Raw genomic sequence first — 14932 nt, forward strand, 5'->3', positions numbered from 1 at the left:
CCCGGGTCAGCGCACGGCGACCACGACGTGGCTGCTGCCGAACTGCCAGACGGCACCCGCGTGGGCGAAGCCCGCGTCCCGCAGCAGCGTGAGGTGCTCGGAGACGGACAGGTCGTTGCCCTCGCACGGGGGGTGGGCGCGGCCGCCGGACCGTGAGAGGAGCGGGGCCAGTTCGGGGTCGGCGACCACGCCGGACCACCAGGACTCCCAGTCCTCGGGGGTGAGGGTGCTGTGCCGTTCGGCGTGGCGTCGGCCGACGTGCACGGCCAGTTCGGAGATGGCGGCCGCGTCCGGGCGGATGTGGTCGCCGTTGACGAGGACGCCGCCGGGGCGCAGTCGCCCGGCGAGGTCCCGGTAGACGTCCCGCAGGGTCCCTTCGCCGAGGTAGTGCAGGGCGGTGGTGGACACGGCGGCGTCCACGGGCCGGTCGAGGCCGAGGGCGTCCAGCCAGCCGGGCGCTCCGATCACCGCCTCGACGTAGCGCAGGTGGTGTCCGTAGTAGGCGCTGCCGAGTTCGAGGAGGAGCGGGTCGGCGTCGACGGCGAGGACCTCGGCGGCCGGGAGACGGCCGGCCAGCCGGGCCGCGAGGGATCCCGGCCCGCACCCCAGGTCGAGGACGAGGGGGGCGGGCCGGTCCGCGGTGGCGTGTTCGACCACATCGGCGATGACCGTGAATCTCTCCTCCCGGTCGACCGCGTACCTCTCCTGCTGGCATTCCCAGCGCTCCACCCATCGCGCCGCCGTGGCCGTGCTCATCCCCATGCGCTCGTGTCGCCTCCGTCGTACACCCGCCGTGTGCTTATGAAAATCATTGCAGATTGGCGAGCACCGTGAGCAACCCTTCCACCTCTTCGGGTGTGTTGTAGACATGCAGGCTCACGCGCACCGACGCGTCCTTGACGCCGGCGCCGGCCTGGCAGTGGCCGTCGGAGCGGACCATGAAGCCATGGCTGAAGAGGATGAAGCCCAGGTCGTGCGGGGGGATTTCGCGGTGTGTGAAGGTCACCAGGCTGCATCTGCGCTGGACTTGGGAGTCCGCCGCGAGGCTGGCGCGGCAGCCGATCACGTCGTACGCCGGCAGCCGGCTCAGTCCGTCGGTCAGGCGGGCGGTCAGCGCGGTGGTCCACCGTTCGATCGGGTCGGTGCCGGCGGCTTCCAGCCAGTCGAGCGCCGCGGTGAGGGAGGCGATGCCTGCCGTGTTCGGTGTGCCGTCCCAGCCGCCGGGGCGGAACGCGGGGCCGCGCCGCCCCCGGGCCCAGACGGCGCCGGTGCCGGGCAGGGCGAGGGCCTTGTGGCCGGAGAACACCACGAAGTCCACGTCGAGTTCGGCCGTCGACAGCGGGAGGTGACCGATGCTCTGGGCCGCGTCCAGGCAGATCGGCACGTCGGGGCCGACGGTCTCGCGGATGCGGTGCACGTTCATGTCGACGCCATGGACGTGGTGGACGTGGGTCGTGGCGACGAACCGGGTGCGCGGGCCGGTGAGCGCGGCGAGCGCCACCGGGTCGTAGTCGCCGGAGCTTGCTTGGTAGGGCAGTTCACGTACGGCGATCCGCACTCCCTGGCGGGCCAGCAGCTCCCGCGCCTCCAGCCATGGGGAGAGGTTCGCCTCGTGGTCGGCGAAGGGGACGACGATCTCGTCCCCGTCGACCAGCAGCGCGGGCAGCCAGTCCCGGGCGATGGTGCGCAGCCCTTCGGTGGCGCCGCTGGTGAAGTGCACGGAGGACCGCTCGGGCTCCGGGTCGCCGAGGAAGCGCCGGATCCGGTCCCGGGCCTCTTCGACCATGGCGGTCGTGGTGTTGGCCCAGGGGTACGAGCCGCGTCCCGCGTTGGCGTTGGTGGTGGTGAGGTAGTCGTGCACGGCGTCCAGGACGGCCTGGGGCTTCTGCGAGGTGGCCGCGCTGTCCAGATAGACGAGGTCCGGCCGGGCCTGGAGGATCGGGAACTGGGCCCGCAGGGGTCGCTGCCAGGGGGTCAGCTCGGCTATCGCCGCCTCCGTCGGGTCGGCCATGTCAGTCACGCACCAGCGGAGCACCGGCGTCCCGCCAGGCGATGATGCCGCCGGCCAGACTGCGTACGTCGGGATGTCCCATGCGGGTCAGCAGGGCGGCGTAGCGGGCGGACTTCTCGCCGACCGGGCAGGCCAGCAGCACCGGCTGCCGGGTGCTGAACGGCAGCCCGTTCCTGACCAGTTCCTCGAAGAGCTCGTCGACGATGTTCATGGAGCCTTCGATGTGGAGCGCGGCGTAGGCGAAGGGGCCGCGCAGGTCGATGACGAGGGGCCGCTGTGTCTCGATCCATTTACGCGCGTCGCCGACGTCGACGGCCGGGGCCGCGCTGATCTCACCGGGGGTGAGGGTGGCGAGGGAGTTCCGTACGGCCGGCCGGCCGAGCAGGTCGGGGCGGCGGCGGCCGATGTATCCGAGGTAGCTCTCCACCCGGTCGCAGACGATGAAGACGGCCGTCCTGCGGTCCGTCAGTTCGCGGTCGATCGGCTCCAAGTGGCGTACGGCGCCGAAGTAGGCGGCGCCGCCGGTGGGGCCGGCGAGCAGGCCGCAGCGGCGGATCAGGGTCAGCATGCCGTCGATGGCGTCGTCGGCGCCGACGGCTTCGATGGTGTCGTAGGTCGCCGGGTCGAAGATGCCGACCTCTTGCACCTCGTCGATGGTGCGGATGCCGGGGATGAAGTCCGACTTGTGGGCGACCAGTCCGACCACGCCGACCGAGGGGTCGTGGGCGCGCAGGGTCCTGGCGACCCCGGTGGAGGAACCGGCCGTTCCGACGCAGGCGATGAACCAGTCGGGGGCCCGGCCGTCGAGGTCGGCGATGATCTCGGGGCCGGTGCCCTCGGCGTGGGCTTCGGTGTTGCGGGCGTTGAAGTACTGGTCGGTGTGGAGGTGGGCGCTGTCGGGGCGGCTCAGCTGCTGGTGGAAGAGGGTCAGGGGGTCCTCGGTGTCGGTGGGGTCGAGACACTCGGACTGTCCGGGCAGTTCCTCGATCTCGGCGCCGAGCAGCAGGAGGAGGTCCTTGATCTCCGGTACGCGCATCCGGTTGGTGACGCTCTTGAACGGCAGACCGTGCATTCCGGCGATCAGGGCCAGCGCTTTGGCGGTGTTCCCGCTGGACAGCTCCACGACCGTCTCGCCGCGCTCCTTGGCGCCGGCGAGTTCCTCCCGGGTCATGTTCCAGGCGGCCCGGTCCTTGAGGGAGCCGAAAGGGTTGAGCATTTCGAGCTTGGCGTAGAGGTCGATGTGGCGCAGGCCGTGCACGGCCGGGTCGATGCGCACCAGCGGGGTGTCGCCGATGGCGTCGGTGATGCTGTCGTACCTCATCCGTGCTGCTCCCCCAGACGTGAGATCGGCCAGTACTGGTCGTCGAGGCACCAGCGCCAGAAGCCCGCCTCGCCGGACACGGCGACCTTGCGGGCCACCGGCTGCTGTTGGGCGTGGGTGGCGCCGAAGTCCATGCAGTAGGCGGCGGTGTTGGTGAAGGCGAGGAGGTCGCCGGGGTGGGGTGGACGGGGCAGGAAGACCGCCCTGCGGGTGATGAGGTCCGCCTCCAGGCAGAGGTTGCCCATGAGGTACGCGGCCACGGGCCGCTCGCCGCCGGCGTCGGCGCGGGGCACGAGCACCGGGTCCATGAGCACGCCGTGGTCCTCCAGGCCGACGTCCCCGGCGTTCATCGCGAGCCGCACGAGGTGTTCGCCGGTGTCGGTGCGCCGGACCTCCAGCACCTTGCCGAGGGTGAGCCCGCACTGGTCGGCCAGGGCACGGCCGGGCTCGGCGTACAGGTCGGCGAGGCTCTCCAGGAGCAGGGTGCCCAGCGGCCGTCCGAGGCTGGGGGCGGGCCGGGTGAGGAGTTCGTCGAGGTAGTCCTCGCCGGCGACGGGGCGGTGGGCGGGGTAGAGGCCGAGGGCGCCCTTGAGGGTGCCGTTCTCGCTGCGCAGGCCGTAGCCGTGACCGCCCCAGGTGATCGGCGGGCGGCGGCCCATGACCGCGTCGGTGAGGGCGGTGGTGTAGCGCTCCCACTGGCCGGCGTGGGCGAGGTAGTTGATGCCGAAGCCGCCGCCGACGTCGACGGCGCGCGGCTCGAAGCCGCGCAGCCGCAGCTCCTCCAGGGCGCGCAGGCAGCCTTCCAGGGCGGTGGCCTTCTCGTCCACGCTGGTGGTGTCGAGGTGGTAGCCGACGCCGAGCGGTTCCAGTTCGTCCCGGTGCCGTTCGAGGACGTCGAGCAGGGAGTCCAGGGCCTTCACGGACCAGCCGAAGCGGCTGCGCCGGGACAGGCGCCGGGCCCCGGAGGTCTCGAACTCGGCCAGCCGCAGGACGACGCGCAGGCGCGGCAGTCCGTACGTACGGACCAGGCGCGCCGCGGTCTCCAGTTCGCCGGGGCCGTCGGCGTTGACCGTGGCGCCGGCGCGGGCGGCGAGCCAGAGGAATTCGGGGTCCTTGGGGCCGGTCGCCATGATCCTCTCGCCGGTGAACCCGGCGCCGAGGGCGTGCTGGAGCTCGCCGAGTGACGCGGCGTCGAGGTCGGTGCCGGTCGCGGCGAGGCGTCGTACGAGCGTGCTGGAGCGATTGGTCTTGTGCGCGAAGAAGATGCGTCCGGTGAGGTGGTGGCGGGCGAGGACGGAGCGGAAGCGTGCGGCGTTCTCGGCGATCTGGTCCGGCAGGAGGAGGTTGAGCGGGGAGCCCAGGGCGTCCACGAGCTGGTGGAGGAGGGCGGCCGACGCCAGCAACGACGACGATCGCCGTGCCGGCCGCGGCTCCAGATACAACGGCGCGTCGCTCATCCCCGCGTTATGCCCACCCCGGCGGCGCGATGACCGTCGTACGGGAGAGACGGCCGGATCGATGCGGTGGCGCCGCCGGGGGCGGGGTCACAGGGCGAGGGTCATGAGGATCTCGTCCCGGTCGTCGCCCGGGGCGATGCGCAGGGCGCCGGGCCACCGGCCGGTCTCGGTCCAGCCAAGACCGCGGTAGAACCGTTCGAGCCCCAGGCCGGCCCGTACGGCGATATTCAGCCGTTCGAGGCCCATCTCGGAGCGGGCGACGCCGCTCGCGTGGCGCATCAGCGCGCCGCCGATGCCGCGGCCGCGCAGCCGCGGATCGGTCTGCACGTGGTTGACGACGCCGTGGTGGGCGACGAGCGGGTGGGTGTCGCGCCGGACGACGAGCCAGCCGGCGAGCGTGCCGTCGAGGGTGGCGAGCAGCAGTCTGCCGCGCCAGGGGTCGAGCGCGTCGGCGAGCCGGTCCACGGCGGGCGCGACGTGGCGGGCGTCGACCGGTGGCATCGGCAGATCGGCCGCGATGACCGCGCCGCCTTCGTTGATGACGGCCGTCCAGCACTCCGTGAGCCGACGCCGGAGTTCGGGCGTGGCCTCCGGGGGACGGATGAGCTGGGTGAACTGGAGGGACTGAAGCACGGTCATGGGAGGGAGCTTGCCCAGCGGGGCGTCGTGGCGCACCTGTACGGGGCCACTTTGATAATGGGATCCGTTTTCATATAGCGTGGCCGGGCAGCCCACCAACCCTGGAGGACCGACATGGCCGTACCCAAGCGCAAGATGTCCCGCAGCAACACCCGCCACCGCCGCGCGCAGTGGAAGGCCACCACGCCGCAGCTGGTGCCCTTCACCGTCGACGGCTCCGTGTACCTCGTACCGCAGCGCCTGCTCAAGGCGTACGAGCGTGGTCTCCTGCGCCCCGAGGGCCAGGCGTGACGGACAGTGCGTCCGGCGACCGCCGACTGCCGGTGACGGTGCTCTCCGGCTTCCTCGGCGCGGGCAAGACCACCCTGCTCAACCACGTCCTGGCCAACCGCGACGGCCTGCGGGTCGCCGTGATCGTCAACGACATGAGCGAGATCAACATCGACGCCGCGCTGGTGCGGGGCGGCGACGCGGCCCTCTCGCGGACCGAGGAGCGGCTGGTCGAGATGACCAACGGGTGCATCTGCTGCACCCTGCGCGACGATCTGCTGGAGGAGGTGGACCGGCTGGCCCGTGACGGCCGCTTCGACTACCTCCTCATCGAGTCCAGCGGCATCTCCGAGCCGATGCCGGTCGCCGCCACGTTCGCCTTCCCCCGCGACGACGGCGCCACCCTCGGGGACCTCGCCCGGCTCGACACCATGGTCACCGTCGTGGACGCGGCGAACTTCCTCCCGGAGCTGACCGGTGGTGACGGGCTCGCCGAACGCGGCCTGGACCAGTACGAGGACGACGAGCGCACCGTGAGCGACCTGCTCATGGACCAGATCGAGTTCGCCGACGTGATCGTGCTCAACAAGCTCGACCTGGTCGGCGTGGACGAGGCCGTCCGCCTCAAGGCGGCGCTGACCCGGCTCAACCCGGCCGCCCGGCTCGTGCCCGCGACCCGGGGCCGGATCGCCCCGGGCGACATCCTCGGCACCGGCCGCTTCGACCTCGAACGCGCGCAGCAGGCGCCGGGCTGGGTCATGGAGCTCAACGGCGACCATGTGCCGGAGACCGAGGAGTACGGCATCTCCTCCACCGTCTTCCGCGCCGAACGGCCCTTCCACCCGGGCCGGTTGTGGAGCTTGGTCACCGAGGGCCTGGACAGCGGCGCCTACGGGCAGATCCTGCGCTCCAAGGGCTTCTTCTGGCTGGCCAGCCGCCCCCACGTGACCGGACTGTGGTCGCAGGCCGGCGCGGTGGCCCGGTTCGAGCCCTCCGGCGCCCGGGACGCGCACACCGAGCAGGGCCAGGAACTGGTCTTCATCGGCACCCGCTTGCGCGCCGACGCCCTGCACGCCGCCCTGGACGCGTGCCTGCTCGCGGACGGCGAGGCCGCTCCCGCCGACGACGACTTCCCCGCCTGGGAGACGTACGGCATCGGCGACGCCTGCGAGCACGAGCACGCCGCCCCCGAGGCGGCCTGACACTCCGGGCTGGGCGGTGGTCGCAGCCACGGCACCGCCCAGCCCGGCCGAGTCCTTCCGCTCATGCCGCGGCCCGCCCCCACCCCGTGGCCGGGGGCGCGCCACGGCCGTCCTACGGCGCCTTGGAGGGCGCGGGCGAGCGGTGGGCGAGACGGTCGGCGGCGCGCCGGCCACGCCGTTCCACGGGCAGCGGCGTGCCATGGGCCTTGGCGAGCCCGAAGGGCGGCATGTCGGCGTAGATCGACTCGTACTGCCCCTCGGGCACGATGTACGCCTCGTGCCACAGCCCCACGTGCTGACGCACCTTTCCCGCACGCTCCTTGCGGTTGATGATCGCCCACGCCCGGTGGTGGAACATGTCGGGCGCCTTGGCGTACGCGTAGAGCTTCTCCTTGGACTCCCAGTACTGGACCACGTAGTACGTGCGCGGTGACGCGGTGAGCAGGACGTGGCCGAGCAGGCCGCGCTCCTTGTCCTTGGCCAGTTCGCGCAGCATGCGCGGCATCGCCAGGAACACCGGCAGCCAGTGGTGCACCGCCCAGAAGTGGTTGACGCGCATCCCGATGAGCAGGACGACGACATCTCCCTCGGCGGCCGCGGTGGTGCGGCCCGGGATCGGCTTGGCGAACACACTGCCTCCAGATCGCCTGATGGGATGGGGGCGCGCGCCGTCCGGGCGGGCGCATAGTTGGATAGTGGCACTCTCCAAGTGGAAGGCACAAGAGATGCGGCTGGCGGAGTTGAGCGAACGGAGCGGCGTCTCCACCGCGACCATCAAGTACTACCTGCGCGAAGGCCTGTTGCCGCCGGGCCGCCTGATCGGGGCGAGGACCGCCGACTACGACGAGAGCCATCTGCGGCGGCTGCGGCTGGTGCGGGCGCTGATCCAGGTCGGCCGGGTGCCGGTGGCGACCGCCAGGGAAGTGCTCGGACACGTCGACGACGACTCCCTGGGCCGGACGATCCGGCTGGGGGCCGCCCTGTGGGCCCTGCCCCGGGGGCCGGAGCCGGACGAGGAGGACGAGTCCCTGGCCGCGGCCAGGGCCGAGGTGGACCGGCTGCTGACCGCGGTGGGCTGGAAGACCGCCCGGGAGGTCGGCGAACTCTCCCCCGACCACCGCTCCCTGGTGGTGGCGGTCGCCACGCTCAACCGGCTCGGCTACCCCTGGGACGCCGAGCTGATGGCACCGTACGCCCGGCTCATGCACCAAGTGGCCGTCCGAGACCTGGACTTCGTGGACACCCAGCCGTCCGAGGCGGAGAAGGTGGAGAGCGCGGTGGCCGCCGCCATCCTCTTCGAGCCCATCCTGCGGGCGCTGCACCGGCTCGCCCAGGAGGAGGAGGCGGCCAGGAGGTACGGCCTGGAGTGAGGGCCGTCGCGAGCCGGCCCGCGGGACCGGAGGACTGGCACCCGGCACCGCCGGTGGGCCGAGGGGCGCGAGTTGCGTCGCGGGGCGTTCGCCTGGCGTACGCCGGGCAGTCATGGAGTGTCCGCCGGGCGCTACCCCGCGCACGCTGTCCTTGGGGCGCTGCTCGCCACCCCTTCACCCGCCGAGGTCGATTCACCCATGACTGAACTCAACCGCCGTCGCTTCCTGCAGCTCGCCGGAGGCGCCGCCGCCCTCACGATGCTGTCGGACAGCATCGCCCGGGCCGCCGCGATCCCCGCCCAGGGAAGCACCGGCACGCTCCAAGACGTCGAGCACATCGTCGTCCTGATGCAGGAGAACCGTTCCTTCGACCACTACTTCGGGGCGATGAAGGGCGTCCGCGGCTTCGGCGACCCCCGTCCCGTCACACTGCCCAGCGGCAAGTCGGTCTGGCACCAGGCGGACGGCGGCAAGGTGACCCTGCCGTTCCGCCCCGCCGGCGAAAACCTCGGCATGGAGTTCCTCCAGGGCCTCAACCACGACTGGGCGGGCGGCCAGAAGGCCTTCAACAAGGGCAAGTACGACCAGTGGGTGCCCGCGAAGACCGCGACCACGATGGCGTACCTCACCCGCGACGACATCCCGTTCCACTACGCGCTCGCCGACGCCTTCACGATATGTGACGCGTACCACTGCAGTTTCATCGGCGCCACCGACCCGAACCGCTACTACATGTGGACCGGGCACACCGGCAACGACGGCACGGGCGGCGGTCCGGTCCTCGACAACGCCGAGGCCGGCTACGGCTGGACCACCTACCCCGAGCGCCTGGAGGCGGCCGGGGTGTCCTGGAAGATCTACCAGGACATCGGCGACGGCCTGGACGCCGCCGGACACTGGGGCTGGATCAACGACGCCTACCGCGGCAACTACGGCGACAACTCCCTGCTGTACTTCAACAGCTACCGCGGCGCCCAGCCCGGCAACCCGCTCTACGACAAGGCCCGCACGGGCACCAACGCCAAGAACGGAGACGGCTTCTTCGACATCCTGCGCGCCGACGTCCAGGCGGGCCGGCTCCCGAAGGTGTCTTGGATCGCCGCCCCCGAGGCGTTCTCCGAACACTCCAACTGGCCGTCCAACTACGGCGCCTGGTACATCTCGCAGGTCCTGGACGCGCTGACGTCCAACCCCGACGTCTGGGCCCGCACCGCGCTGTTCATCACCTACGACGAGAACGACGGCTTCTTCGACCACGTCGTGCCGCCGTACGCCCCCGCCTCCGCCGCGCAGGGACTGTCGACCACGCCCACGGCCCTGGACGTCTTCCCCGGCAAGACCGGCTACGTCGCGGGCCCCTACGGCCTGGGCCCGCGCGTCCCGATGCTGGTCGTCTCCCCCTGGAGCACCGGCGGCTACACCTGCTCCGAGACCTTCGACCACACCTCGATCATCCGGTTCATGGAGGAGCGCTTCGGCGTGCACGAGCCCCAGATCTCGCCCTGGCGGCGGGCCGTCTGCGGCGATCTGACCTCCGCCTTCGACTTCGCACGGACCCAGACCACACCGGCCGAGCTGCCCCCGACCGACGCCTACTTCCCGCCGGACCGCGAGCGGCACCCCGACTTCCGGCCCACCGCCCCGGCCGTGGGCACCATGCCCCGGCAGGAGCCCGGCAGCAGGCCCACCCGCCCGCTGCCCTACGCCCCGTACGTGGACGGCGCCGCGGACACCGCCGCGGGCAGGTACCGGCTCACCTTCAGCGGCGGCCCGGCGGCCGGCGCCCAGTTCTACGTCACCGCCGCCAACCGCACCGACGCGCCCTGGACGTACACCACCGAGGCCGGCAAGACGATCGCGGACACCTGGAGCACCCAGTACTCCAAGGGCGTCACGGACCTCACCGTCCATGGCCCCAACGGCTTCCTGCGCCGTTTCCGCAACCCCGGCAAGACCGCCGGCCCCGAGGTCACCGCCCGCCACAACGCCACCACCGGCAACCTCGACCTCACCTTCACCAACGCGGGCACTGCCGACGCCCACCTCACCGTCTCCAACAGCTACGCCGGCACCCCGCAGACGTTCACCGTCCGCAAGGGCGCGACGGTCCATCACACCGTGGACCTGCGGACCTGCCGCAACTGGTACGACGTCACCGTCACCGCCACGACGGCCGACTTCGTACGCCGGTTCGCCGGCCACGTCGAGACGGGCGCGCCGGGCCTCACGGATCCGGGCATCCTCACCGCCTGACCCTCCCTGAGGCACCCGAAGGGGTGCGTTTCCCGATCCGTTCCCGGCTCGTTGACCCCTGGTCCCAGGGGGCGGGCAACTCTCCTGGGGCCCATGAGAGTTGCCCGTACCCCTGGGGGGGACCGTGTTACGTCACCGCGCACCGTCACATGCCATTCGCGCCGTGGTGACGGTGCTCCTGGCCTGCTGCGCCCTGCTCGGGGCCGGGTTCGCGGGCGCCGCGCCGGGGGTCACCGCGGAGCCGGCCGGCGCGCCGCCGCGCCCGAAGGCCGGCCGGTGGACCCCGGTCGCGCCCGGCGTGCGCTACACCGCGTTCGACAGCCCCGCCGCCAAGGGCGTCGTCCGGGCCCATGTCCTCGCCGTCGATCTCGCCCGGCGGGGCGTGGTCGTGGACCTGCTCCATCCGGGCGCGGTCGGCGCGCGGGCGCCGCTGTCGCGGCTCGCGGACACGCAGGGCGCGGTGGGCGGCGTCAACGGCGACTTCTTCAACCTCAGCGAGGCTCAGCACCCGGGGGTCGAGGCGACCGGCGCGCCCGTGGGGCCCGCCATCGCGGACGGCCGGGTGCTCAAGGCCGCCGTACCGGAGGGGCAGCGCTTCGGCCCGAGGCTGCCGCCCGGCACGTCCACCCGGGACGTCCTCGGGGTCGGCTTCGACGGCCGGGCGCGTCTGGACCGGCTCACCCTGGACGGCTCGGTGTCGCTGCCGGGCGGACGGCTGGAGCTGGGCGGGCTCAACCAGTACGCGCTGCCGGTCGGCTCGGTCGGCCTGTTCACCCCCGCCTGGGGTGCGGCATCGCGGGTACGGGCGACCTGCGGCACCGACACCGACCGGGGCGCGCCGTGCACCGCGGACACCCATGAGGTGACCGTCCGTGAGGGACGGGTCGTCGCGGTCGCCGGCTCCCCCGGGCGCGGGCAGATCGCCGAGGGGGATCAGGTGCTGGTCGGCCGGGAGGCGGGGGCGGGGGCGCTGCGCGCCCTGTCGGTGGGCGACCGGGTCGCCGTACGGCACCGCCTGCGGGCGGACCACGCCGGGGTGCCGTTCCGGTTCGCGCTGGGCGGCTTTCCGGTGGTGCGCGGCGGGGAGCCGCTGGCCGGTCTGGACACGGTCACGGCGGCGGTCCGTACGGCCGCGGGGATCCGGGACCGGGGCCGTACGCTGCTGCTGCTCGCCCTGGATGGCGGACCCTCCTACCGCAGCGGCTTGAGCGTGGCCGAGGCGGCCGACCTGATGCGCGCGCTGGGGTCGGTGGACGCGTTCTGTCTGGACGGCGGGGGTTCGTCGACGCTGGTCGCTCGGGATCGCGACACACAGATGGTGACGGTACGTAACCACCCCAGTGGGGACGGCGAGCGCCCGGTGCCCAACGGCATCGGTGTCTTCGTCCGGTGGTGACCTGACCGGGCACCCGGCGTCACCGAGCGGGATGGGCGGCCCCTGGTTAGCGTGGCTGGCAGAGGACCGATCACCGATCAGAAAATCACCGCTCAGACAGAAGAGAGTCACAGTCATGGCCGCACAACCTGACGGCAAGCCGTGCTGGACCGACGCGATGTTCACCGACGTGGAGGGTGCGAAGGCGTTCTACGGTGACGTGCTGGGGTGGACCTTCGGCGAGGCCGCGTCGGAGTTCGGCAGCTACACCCAGGCCTACCGCGACGGCAAGGCGGTCGCCGCCGTCGTCCCGCCGATGCCCGGCCAGGACGGCGAGGAGAGCCGGTCGGCGTGGTGTCTGTACCTCGCCTCGTCCGATGTGGCCGCCACCGCGCGGAAGATCCGCGACAACGGCGGGACCCTGCTGATGGAGCCGATGCAGGTCGGTGACTTCGGGTCGATGTGCCTGGCGCAGGACCCCGGCGGGGTCACCTTCGGCGTCTGGCAGGGCGGCGCCCACGAGGGCTTCGAGAAGATGGGTGAGACGGGCTCGTACGTGTGGAGCGAGATCTTCACCCGCACACCGGACGAGTCGGACGCCTTCTTCCCGGCCGTCTTCGGCTACGGCGTGAAGACGATGGACGCCCCGGACGTCCCGGAGATGGACTACAAGATCTACACCCTGGACGACAATCCCGAGCTCGGCCGGATGCTGATGACCGGCGACTTCCCGCCCGACGTCCCCTCGTACATCCAGGTGTACTTCGCCGTGGACGACTGCGACGCGGCGGTCGCGAAGGCGCAGAAGCTGGGCGGGCAGGTGGTGTTCGGGCCGATGGGCAGCCCGTTCGGCCGGTTCGCGGCGATCGTGGACCCGCAGGGCGCGGCCTTCGCGGTGATCGACCAGGGCACCACCGAAGGTGAGATGCCCGACCTGCTCTGAGGTGCGTGTGGGTGTGCCGCGAGGTCCCGGGCACACGCGCGTGGCGGGTCGCTCACCCCTGGTCGCGGACGGCGACGATGCCGTTGAAGACGCCCACGTAGGCCGTGCCGTCGGGGCCGATGGTGATCGGGGCCCAGTTGTTGTCGTACGCGGGGCCGGTGCCCGTGAGGCGCTGCCAGCGCCGTTCGCCGGTGCGGACGTCGACGGCGGTGAGGTACCAGGCGTCGATGCCGAGGGCGTTGGGCTCCTTCTCGTAGAAGTAGAGCAGGCCGTTGGCGGTGGAGAGCTTGGGGACGGTGGAGGGGGAGCGGATCGCGCTCTCCCAGACGGTGTCGCAGCCGCTGCCGTCGGGGCGGACGTCGATCCGGGTGACTCCGCCGACGACGCTGCGGCCGAAGGTGAGGGAGAGCGGGTTCTCGTAGCCGTAGTTGTTCTCGACGACGAGGCTGGTGCCCCAGCTGATGAGGGAGTTGTCGGTGGTGGAGGCGCCGGAGGCGAAGATCGGCACCTTGCAGACGAGGCGGCGGTGGGCGGGGACGTCGGTGCCGCGGCGGTATACGAGGACGTTCATCCGGTCGTCGGCGTTGTCGGTGATGGCGACGTACCGCTCGCCGCCCTGGCCGAACAGGTCGGGGGTGGTGCCCGAGCCCTGGTTGACGGAGCCGGGCTTGGTGCCGGTGCCGCGGTCGTAGGTCTGGCGCCACTGAACCACCGGGGTCCCGTCGGGGGCGGCCCGGAAGCTGTAGAGGGCGTGTCGGAGACGATCGAGACGCCGTCCTCGGCGACGGAGAAGGAGTTCTGGATCTCCTCGCCCGTCAGCCGCAGCGAGCGGATCTCACCGGTGCCGGGGTGGACGGTGCCGACCCGGCCGAGCCGGGTCACCCACCAGATCCGGCCCTGCCAGTCGGGCATCACGGAGGTGACGGGGTCGCAGTCGCCGCTGGGGAAGAGGTTGGTCCAGCTGACGCAGTCGTGCGGGACGTGCGCGGTGAGGTCCCAGTCGTCCTGGACGGTGAACCGCCAGGCTCCGTCAGGGCCTCGGTCGTGGGCGATGCGCAGGACGTGCTGCCGCGAGTCGGCGAGGACGACCCGGTCCCGGTCGTCGAGGTAGAAGTAGGCGCCGCCGGAGGTGTCCTTGAAGATCTTGGAGAAGTCGAGCCGGGTGACGGCCTCGACGGTCGAGGAGCGCTGCGGCAGTTCGTACTCGGCGAGGGTGTCGAGGGTCCGCGGGTCGAGCAGCTTGAGCAGGAAACCGGTGAAGGTGCCGCAGACGGTGAGGAGCCGGCCCGCCGAGTCGAAGGTGGCGGTGGCGCATTCACCGCCCACGGGGGCGATCCGCGCGCTGGTGACGGAGGGGTTGCGGCCGAGCGGTCCGGAGTAGGGGTGGGTGCCGCTGCCGGCGGCGTCGGCGTGCATCCCGCTGCGGCCGTTGGGGGCGAGGTGGGGGTGCTGGGGCGGGGCCTCGGCCGGGACGGGCCGGGCGGTCGCGGGGGCGCCGCGGTAGTCGTCGACCAGCCGGTGGCCCGGGGCCTTGGGTATCTCGGTGGCGACGGCGGGGGCGGCGGCCGTGAAGGCGGTCGCGGTGACGAGCAGCAGCGCGAAGGAGCGGGCACGGTCGCGCGTCCGGCGGCAGATGCGCGGTGGGCGGTCGGGTCTCAGGGGGGACATACGGCTCCTCGGATGCGTAACGTCGTCGCGCCGGCGGCCGACGTTAGGACCGAGTCGTTGAGATGTACATGGAAATGCCCGGTGTTTCACGGTCACTTCATGGTCACTTCATGGTCGGGAAACGTTACGGCTTGAGCCCGCTGACCACGTTCGCCGTCGCGGCGACACCGTTCTGGATGGTCGGCGCCATGCTCGTCCCCGCCAGGAAGAAGCCGAGCAGGGCGCAGACCAGCGCGTGCGAGAACTTGAGACCGCCGTTGCGGAGAAAGATCACCGCGAGGATCAGCAGGAGCAGTACGACAGAGACGGACACGGCCACCTTCGCCACCTTCCTTGTGCCGCACGGGAAATGCGGCGCTCGGCGGCCAGTGTGGCGGAGTACGGGCGTCATCCGGCCGTACGGCATGTCCGCCGAACGGGTGG

Annotated in this window: 13 protein-coding genes and 1 pseudogene; 6 read left to right on the forward strand and 8 right to left on the reverse strand. The window is 71.9% G+C overall.

Annotated features, from left to right (window positions below; genetic code table 11):
* Positions 1–6 precede the first annotated feature (6 nt).
* From ACZ7LT_RS08315 to ACZ7LT_RS08335, 5 genes are all read right to left on the reverse strand, one after another.
* Positions 7–762 carry a class I SAM-dependent methyltransferase gene (locus tag ACZ7LT_RS08315; protein WP_471235193.1) on the reverse strand — a complete coding sequence of 252 codons (756 nt, stop codon included), beginning with the start codon at positions 760–762 and terminating at the stop codon, positions 7–9.
* A 46-nt stretch (positions 763–808) separates the two neighbouring features.
* Complete coding sequence (locus ACZ7LT_RS08320) at positions 809–2011, reverse strand: aminotransferase class V-fold PLP-dependent enzyme (RefSeq protein ID WP_471235194.1); 1203 nt, start codon at positions 2009–2011, stop codon at positions 809–811.
* A 1-nt stretch (position 2012) separates the two neighbouring features.
* Positions 2013–3332 carry a pyridoxal-phosphate dependent enzyme gene (locus ACZ7LT_RS08325; protein ID WP_471235195.1) on the reverse strand — a complete coding sequence of 440 codons (1320 nt, stop codon included), beginning with the start codon at positions 3330–3332 and terminating at the stop codon, positions 2013–2015.
* Positions 3329–4789, reverse strand: a complete 1461-nt coding sequence (locus ACZ7LT_RS08330; protein WP_471235196.1) for a type III PLP-dependent enzyme domain-containing protein — start codon at positions 4787–4789, stop codon at positions 3329–3331. Before ACZ7LT_RS08330 ends, ACZ7LT_RS08325 begins: the two co-directional genes overlap by 4 nt.
* A gap of 87 nt (positions 4790–4876) precedes the next feature.
* Positions 4877–5428, reverse strand: a complete 552-nt coding sequence (locus ACZ7LT_RS08335) for a GNAT family N-acetyltransferase (protein WP_471235197.1) — start codon at positions 5426–5428, stop codon at positions 4877–4879.
* Between the two features lie 114 nt (positions 5429–5542).
* Here ACZ7LT_RS08335 and rpmF point away from each other — a divergent pair, with 114 nt between their 5' ends.
* Together rpmF and ACZ7LT_RS08345 are read left to right on the forward strand one after the other, a co-directional pair.
* Complete coding sequence (gene rpmF, locus ACZ7LT_RS08340; RefSeq protein ID WP_471235198.1) at positions 5543–5719, forward strand: 50S ribosomal protein L32; 177 nt, start codon at positions 5543–5545, stop codon at positions 5717–5719.
* Positions 5716–6900 (forward strand): GTP-binding protein, encoded by a 1185-nt coding sequence (locus ACZ7LT_RS08345; RefSeq protein WP_471235199.1) that lies wholly within the window; start codon positions 5716–5718, stop codon positions 6898–6900. Before rpmF ends, ACZ7LT_RS08345 begins: the two co-directional genes overlap by 4 nt.
* 112 nt (positions 6901–7012) lie before the next feature.
* Here ACZ7LT_RS08345 and ACZ7LT_RS08350 read toward each other — a convergent pair whose 3' ends face one another.
* Entirely contained in the window at positions 7013–7531 is a 519-nt protein-coding gene (locus tag ACZ7LT_RS08350) for a DUF4188 domain-containing protein (RefSeq protein ID WP_471235200.1), read from the reverse strand.
* Positions 7532–7625: 94 nt separating this feature from the next.
* On the opposite strand from ACZ7LT_RS08350, the gene ACZ7LT_RS08355 reads away from it, so the two are divergent.
* The 4 genes from ACZ7LT_RS08355 to ACZ7LT_RS08370 all read left to right on the forward strand — a co-directional run bounded on the left by ACZ7LT_RS08355 (position 7626) and on the right by ACZ7LT_RS08370 (position 12841).
* Entirely contained in the window at positions 7626–8270 is a 645-nt protein-coding gene (locus tag ACZ7LT_RS08355; protein WP_471235610.1) for a MerR family transcriptional regulator, read from the forward strand.
* A 198-nt stretch (positions 8271–8468) separates the two neighbouring features.
* Positions 8469–10523, forward strand: a complete 2055-nt coding sequence (locus ACZ7LT_RS08360; RefSeq protein WP_471235201.1) for a phosphocholine-specific phospholipase C — start codon at positions 8469–8471, stop codon at positions 10521–10523.
* A 163-nt stretch (positions 10524–10686) separates the two neighbouring features.
* Entirely contained in the window at positions 10687–11919 is a 1233-nt protein-coding gene (locus ACZ7LT_RS08365) for a phosphodiester glycosidase family protein (RefSeq protein ID WP_471235202.1), read from the forward strand.
* A gap of 115 nt (positions 11920–12034) precedes the next feature.
* A complete protein-coding gene (locus tag ACZ7LT_RS08370) occupies positions 12035–12841 on the forward strand; it encodes a VOC family protein (protein ID WP_471235203.1) in 807 nt (268 codons plus the stop codon).
* Between the two features lie 52 nt (positions 12842–12893).
* On the opposite strand, the pseudogene ACZ7LT_RS08375 reads toward ACZ7LT_RS08370, so the two are convergent.
* Positions 12894–14509, reverse strand: a pseudogene (locus ACZ7LT_RS08375) (hypothetical protein).
* A gap of 124 nt (positions 14510–14633) precedes the next feature.
* Positions 14634–14828: a hypothetical protein gene (locus tag ACZ7LT_RS08380; RefSeq protein WP_471235204.1), complete on the reverse strand. Its 195-nt coding sequence runs from the start codon at positions 14826–14828 to the stop codon at positions 14634–14636.
* Positions 14829–14932 lie beyond the last annotated feature (104 nt).

The organism is Streptomyces sp. NPDC039465, assembly GCF_055639315.1.

Excerpts from the sequence above, each read along its gene's own strand:
- ACZ7LT_RS08315 (WP_471235193.1), bottom strand. The coding sequence starts at position 762 with ATGGGGATGAGCACGGCCACGGCGGCGCGATGGGTGGAGCGCTGGGAA.
- ACZ7LT_RS08320 (WP_471235194.1), bottom strand. The coding sequence starts at position 2,011 with ATGGCCGACCCGACGGAGGCGGCGATAGCCGAGCTGACCCCCTGGCAG.
- ACZ7LT_RS08325 (WP_471235195.1), bottom strand. The coding sequence starts at position 3,332 with ATGAGGTACGACAGCATCACCGACGCCATCGGCGACACCCCGCTGGTG.
- ACZ7LT_RS08330 (WP_471235196.1), bottom strand. The coding sequence starts at position 4,789 with ATGAGCGACGCGCCGTTGTATCTGGAGCCGCGGCCGGCACGGCGATCG.
- ACZ7LT_RS08335 (WP_471235197.1), bottom strand. The coding sequence starts at position 5,428 with ATGACCGTGCTTCAGTCCCTCCAGTTCACCCAGCTCATCCGTCCCCCG.
- rpmF (WP_471235198.1), top strand. The coding sequence starts at position 5,543 with ATGGCCGTACCCAAGCGCAAGATGTCCCGCAGCAACACCCGCCACCGC.
- ACZ7LT_RS08355 (WP_471235610.1), top strand. The coding sequence starts at position 7,626 with ATGCGGCTGGCGGAGTTGAGCGAACGGAGCGGCGTCTCCACCGCGACC.
- ACZ7LT_RS08360 (WP_471235201.1), top strand. The coding sequence starts at position 8,469 with ATGACTGAACTCAACCGCCGTCGCTTCCTGCAGCTCGCCGGAGGCGCC.
- ACZ7LT_RS08370 (WP_471235203.1), top strand. The coding sequence starts at position 12,035 with ATGGCCGCACAACCTGACGGCAAGCCGTGCTGGACCGACGCGATGTTC.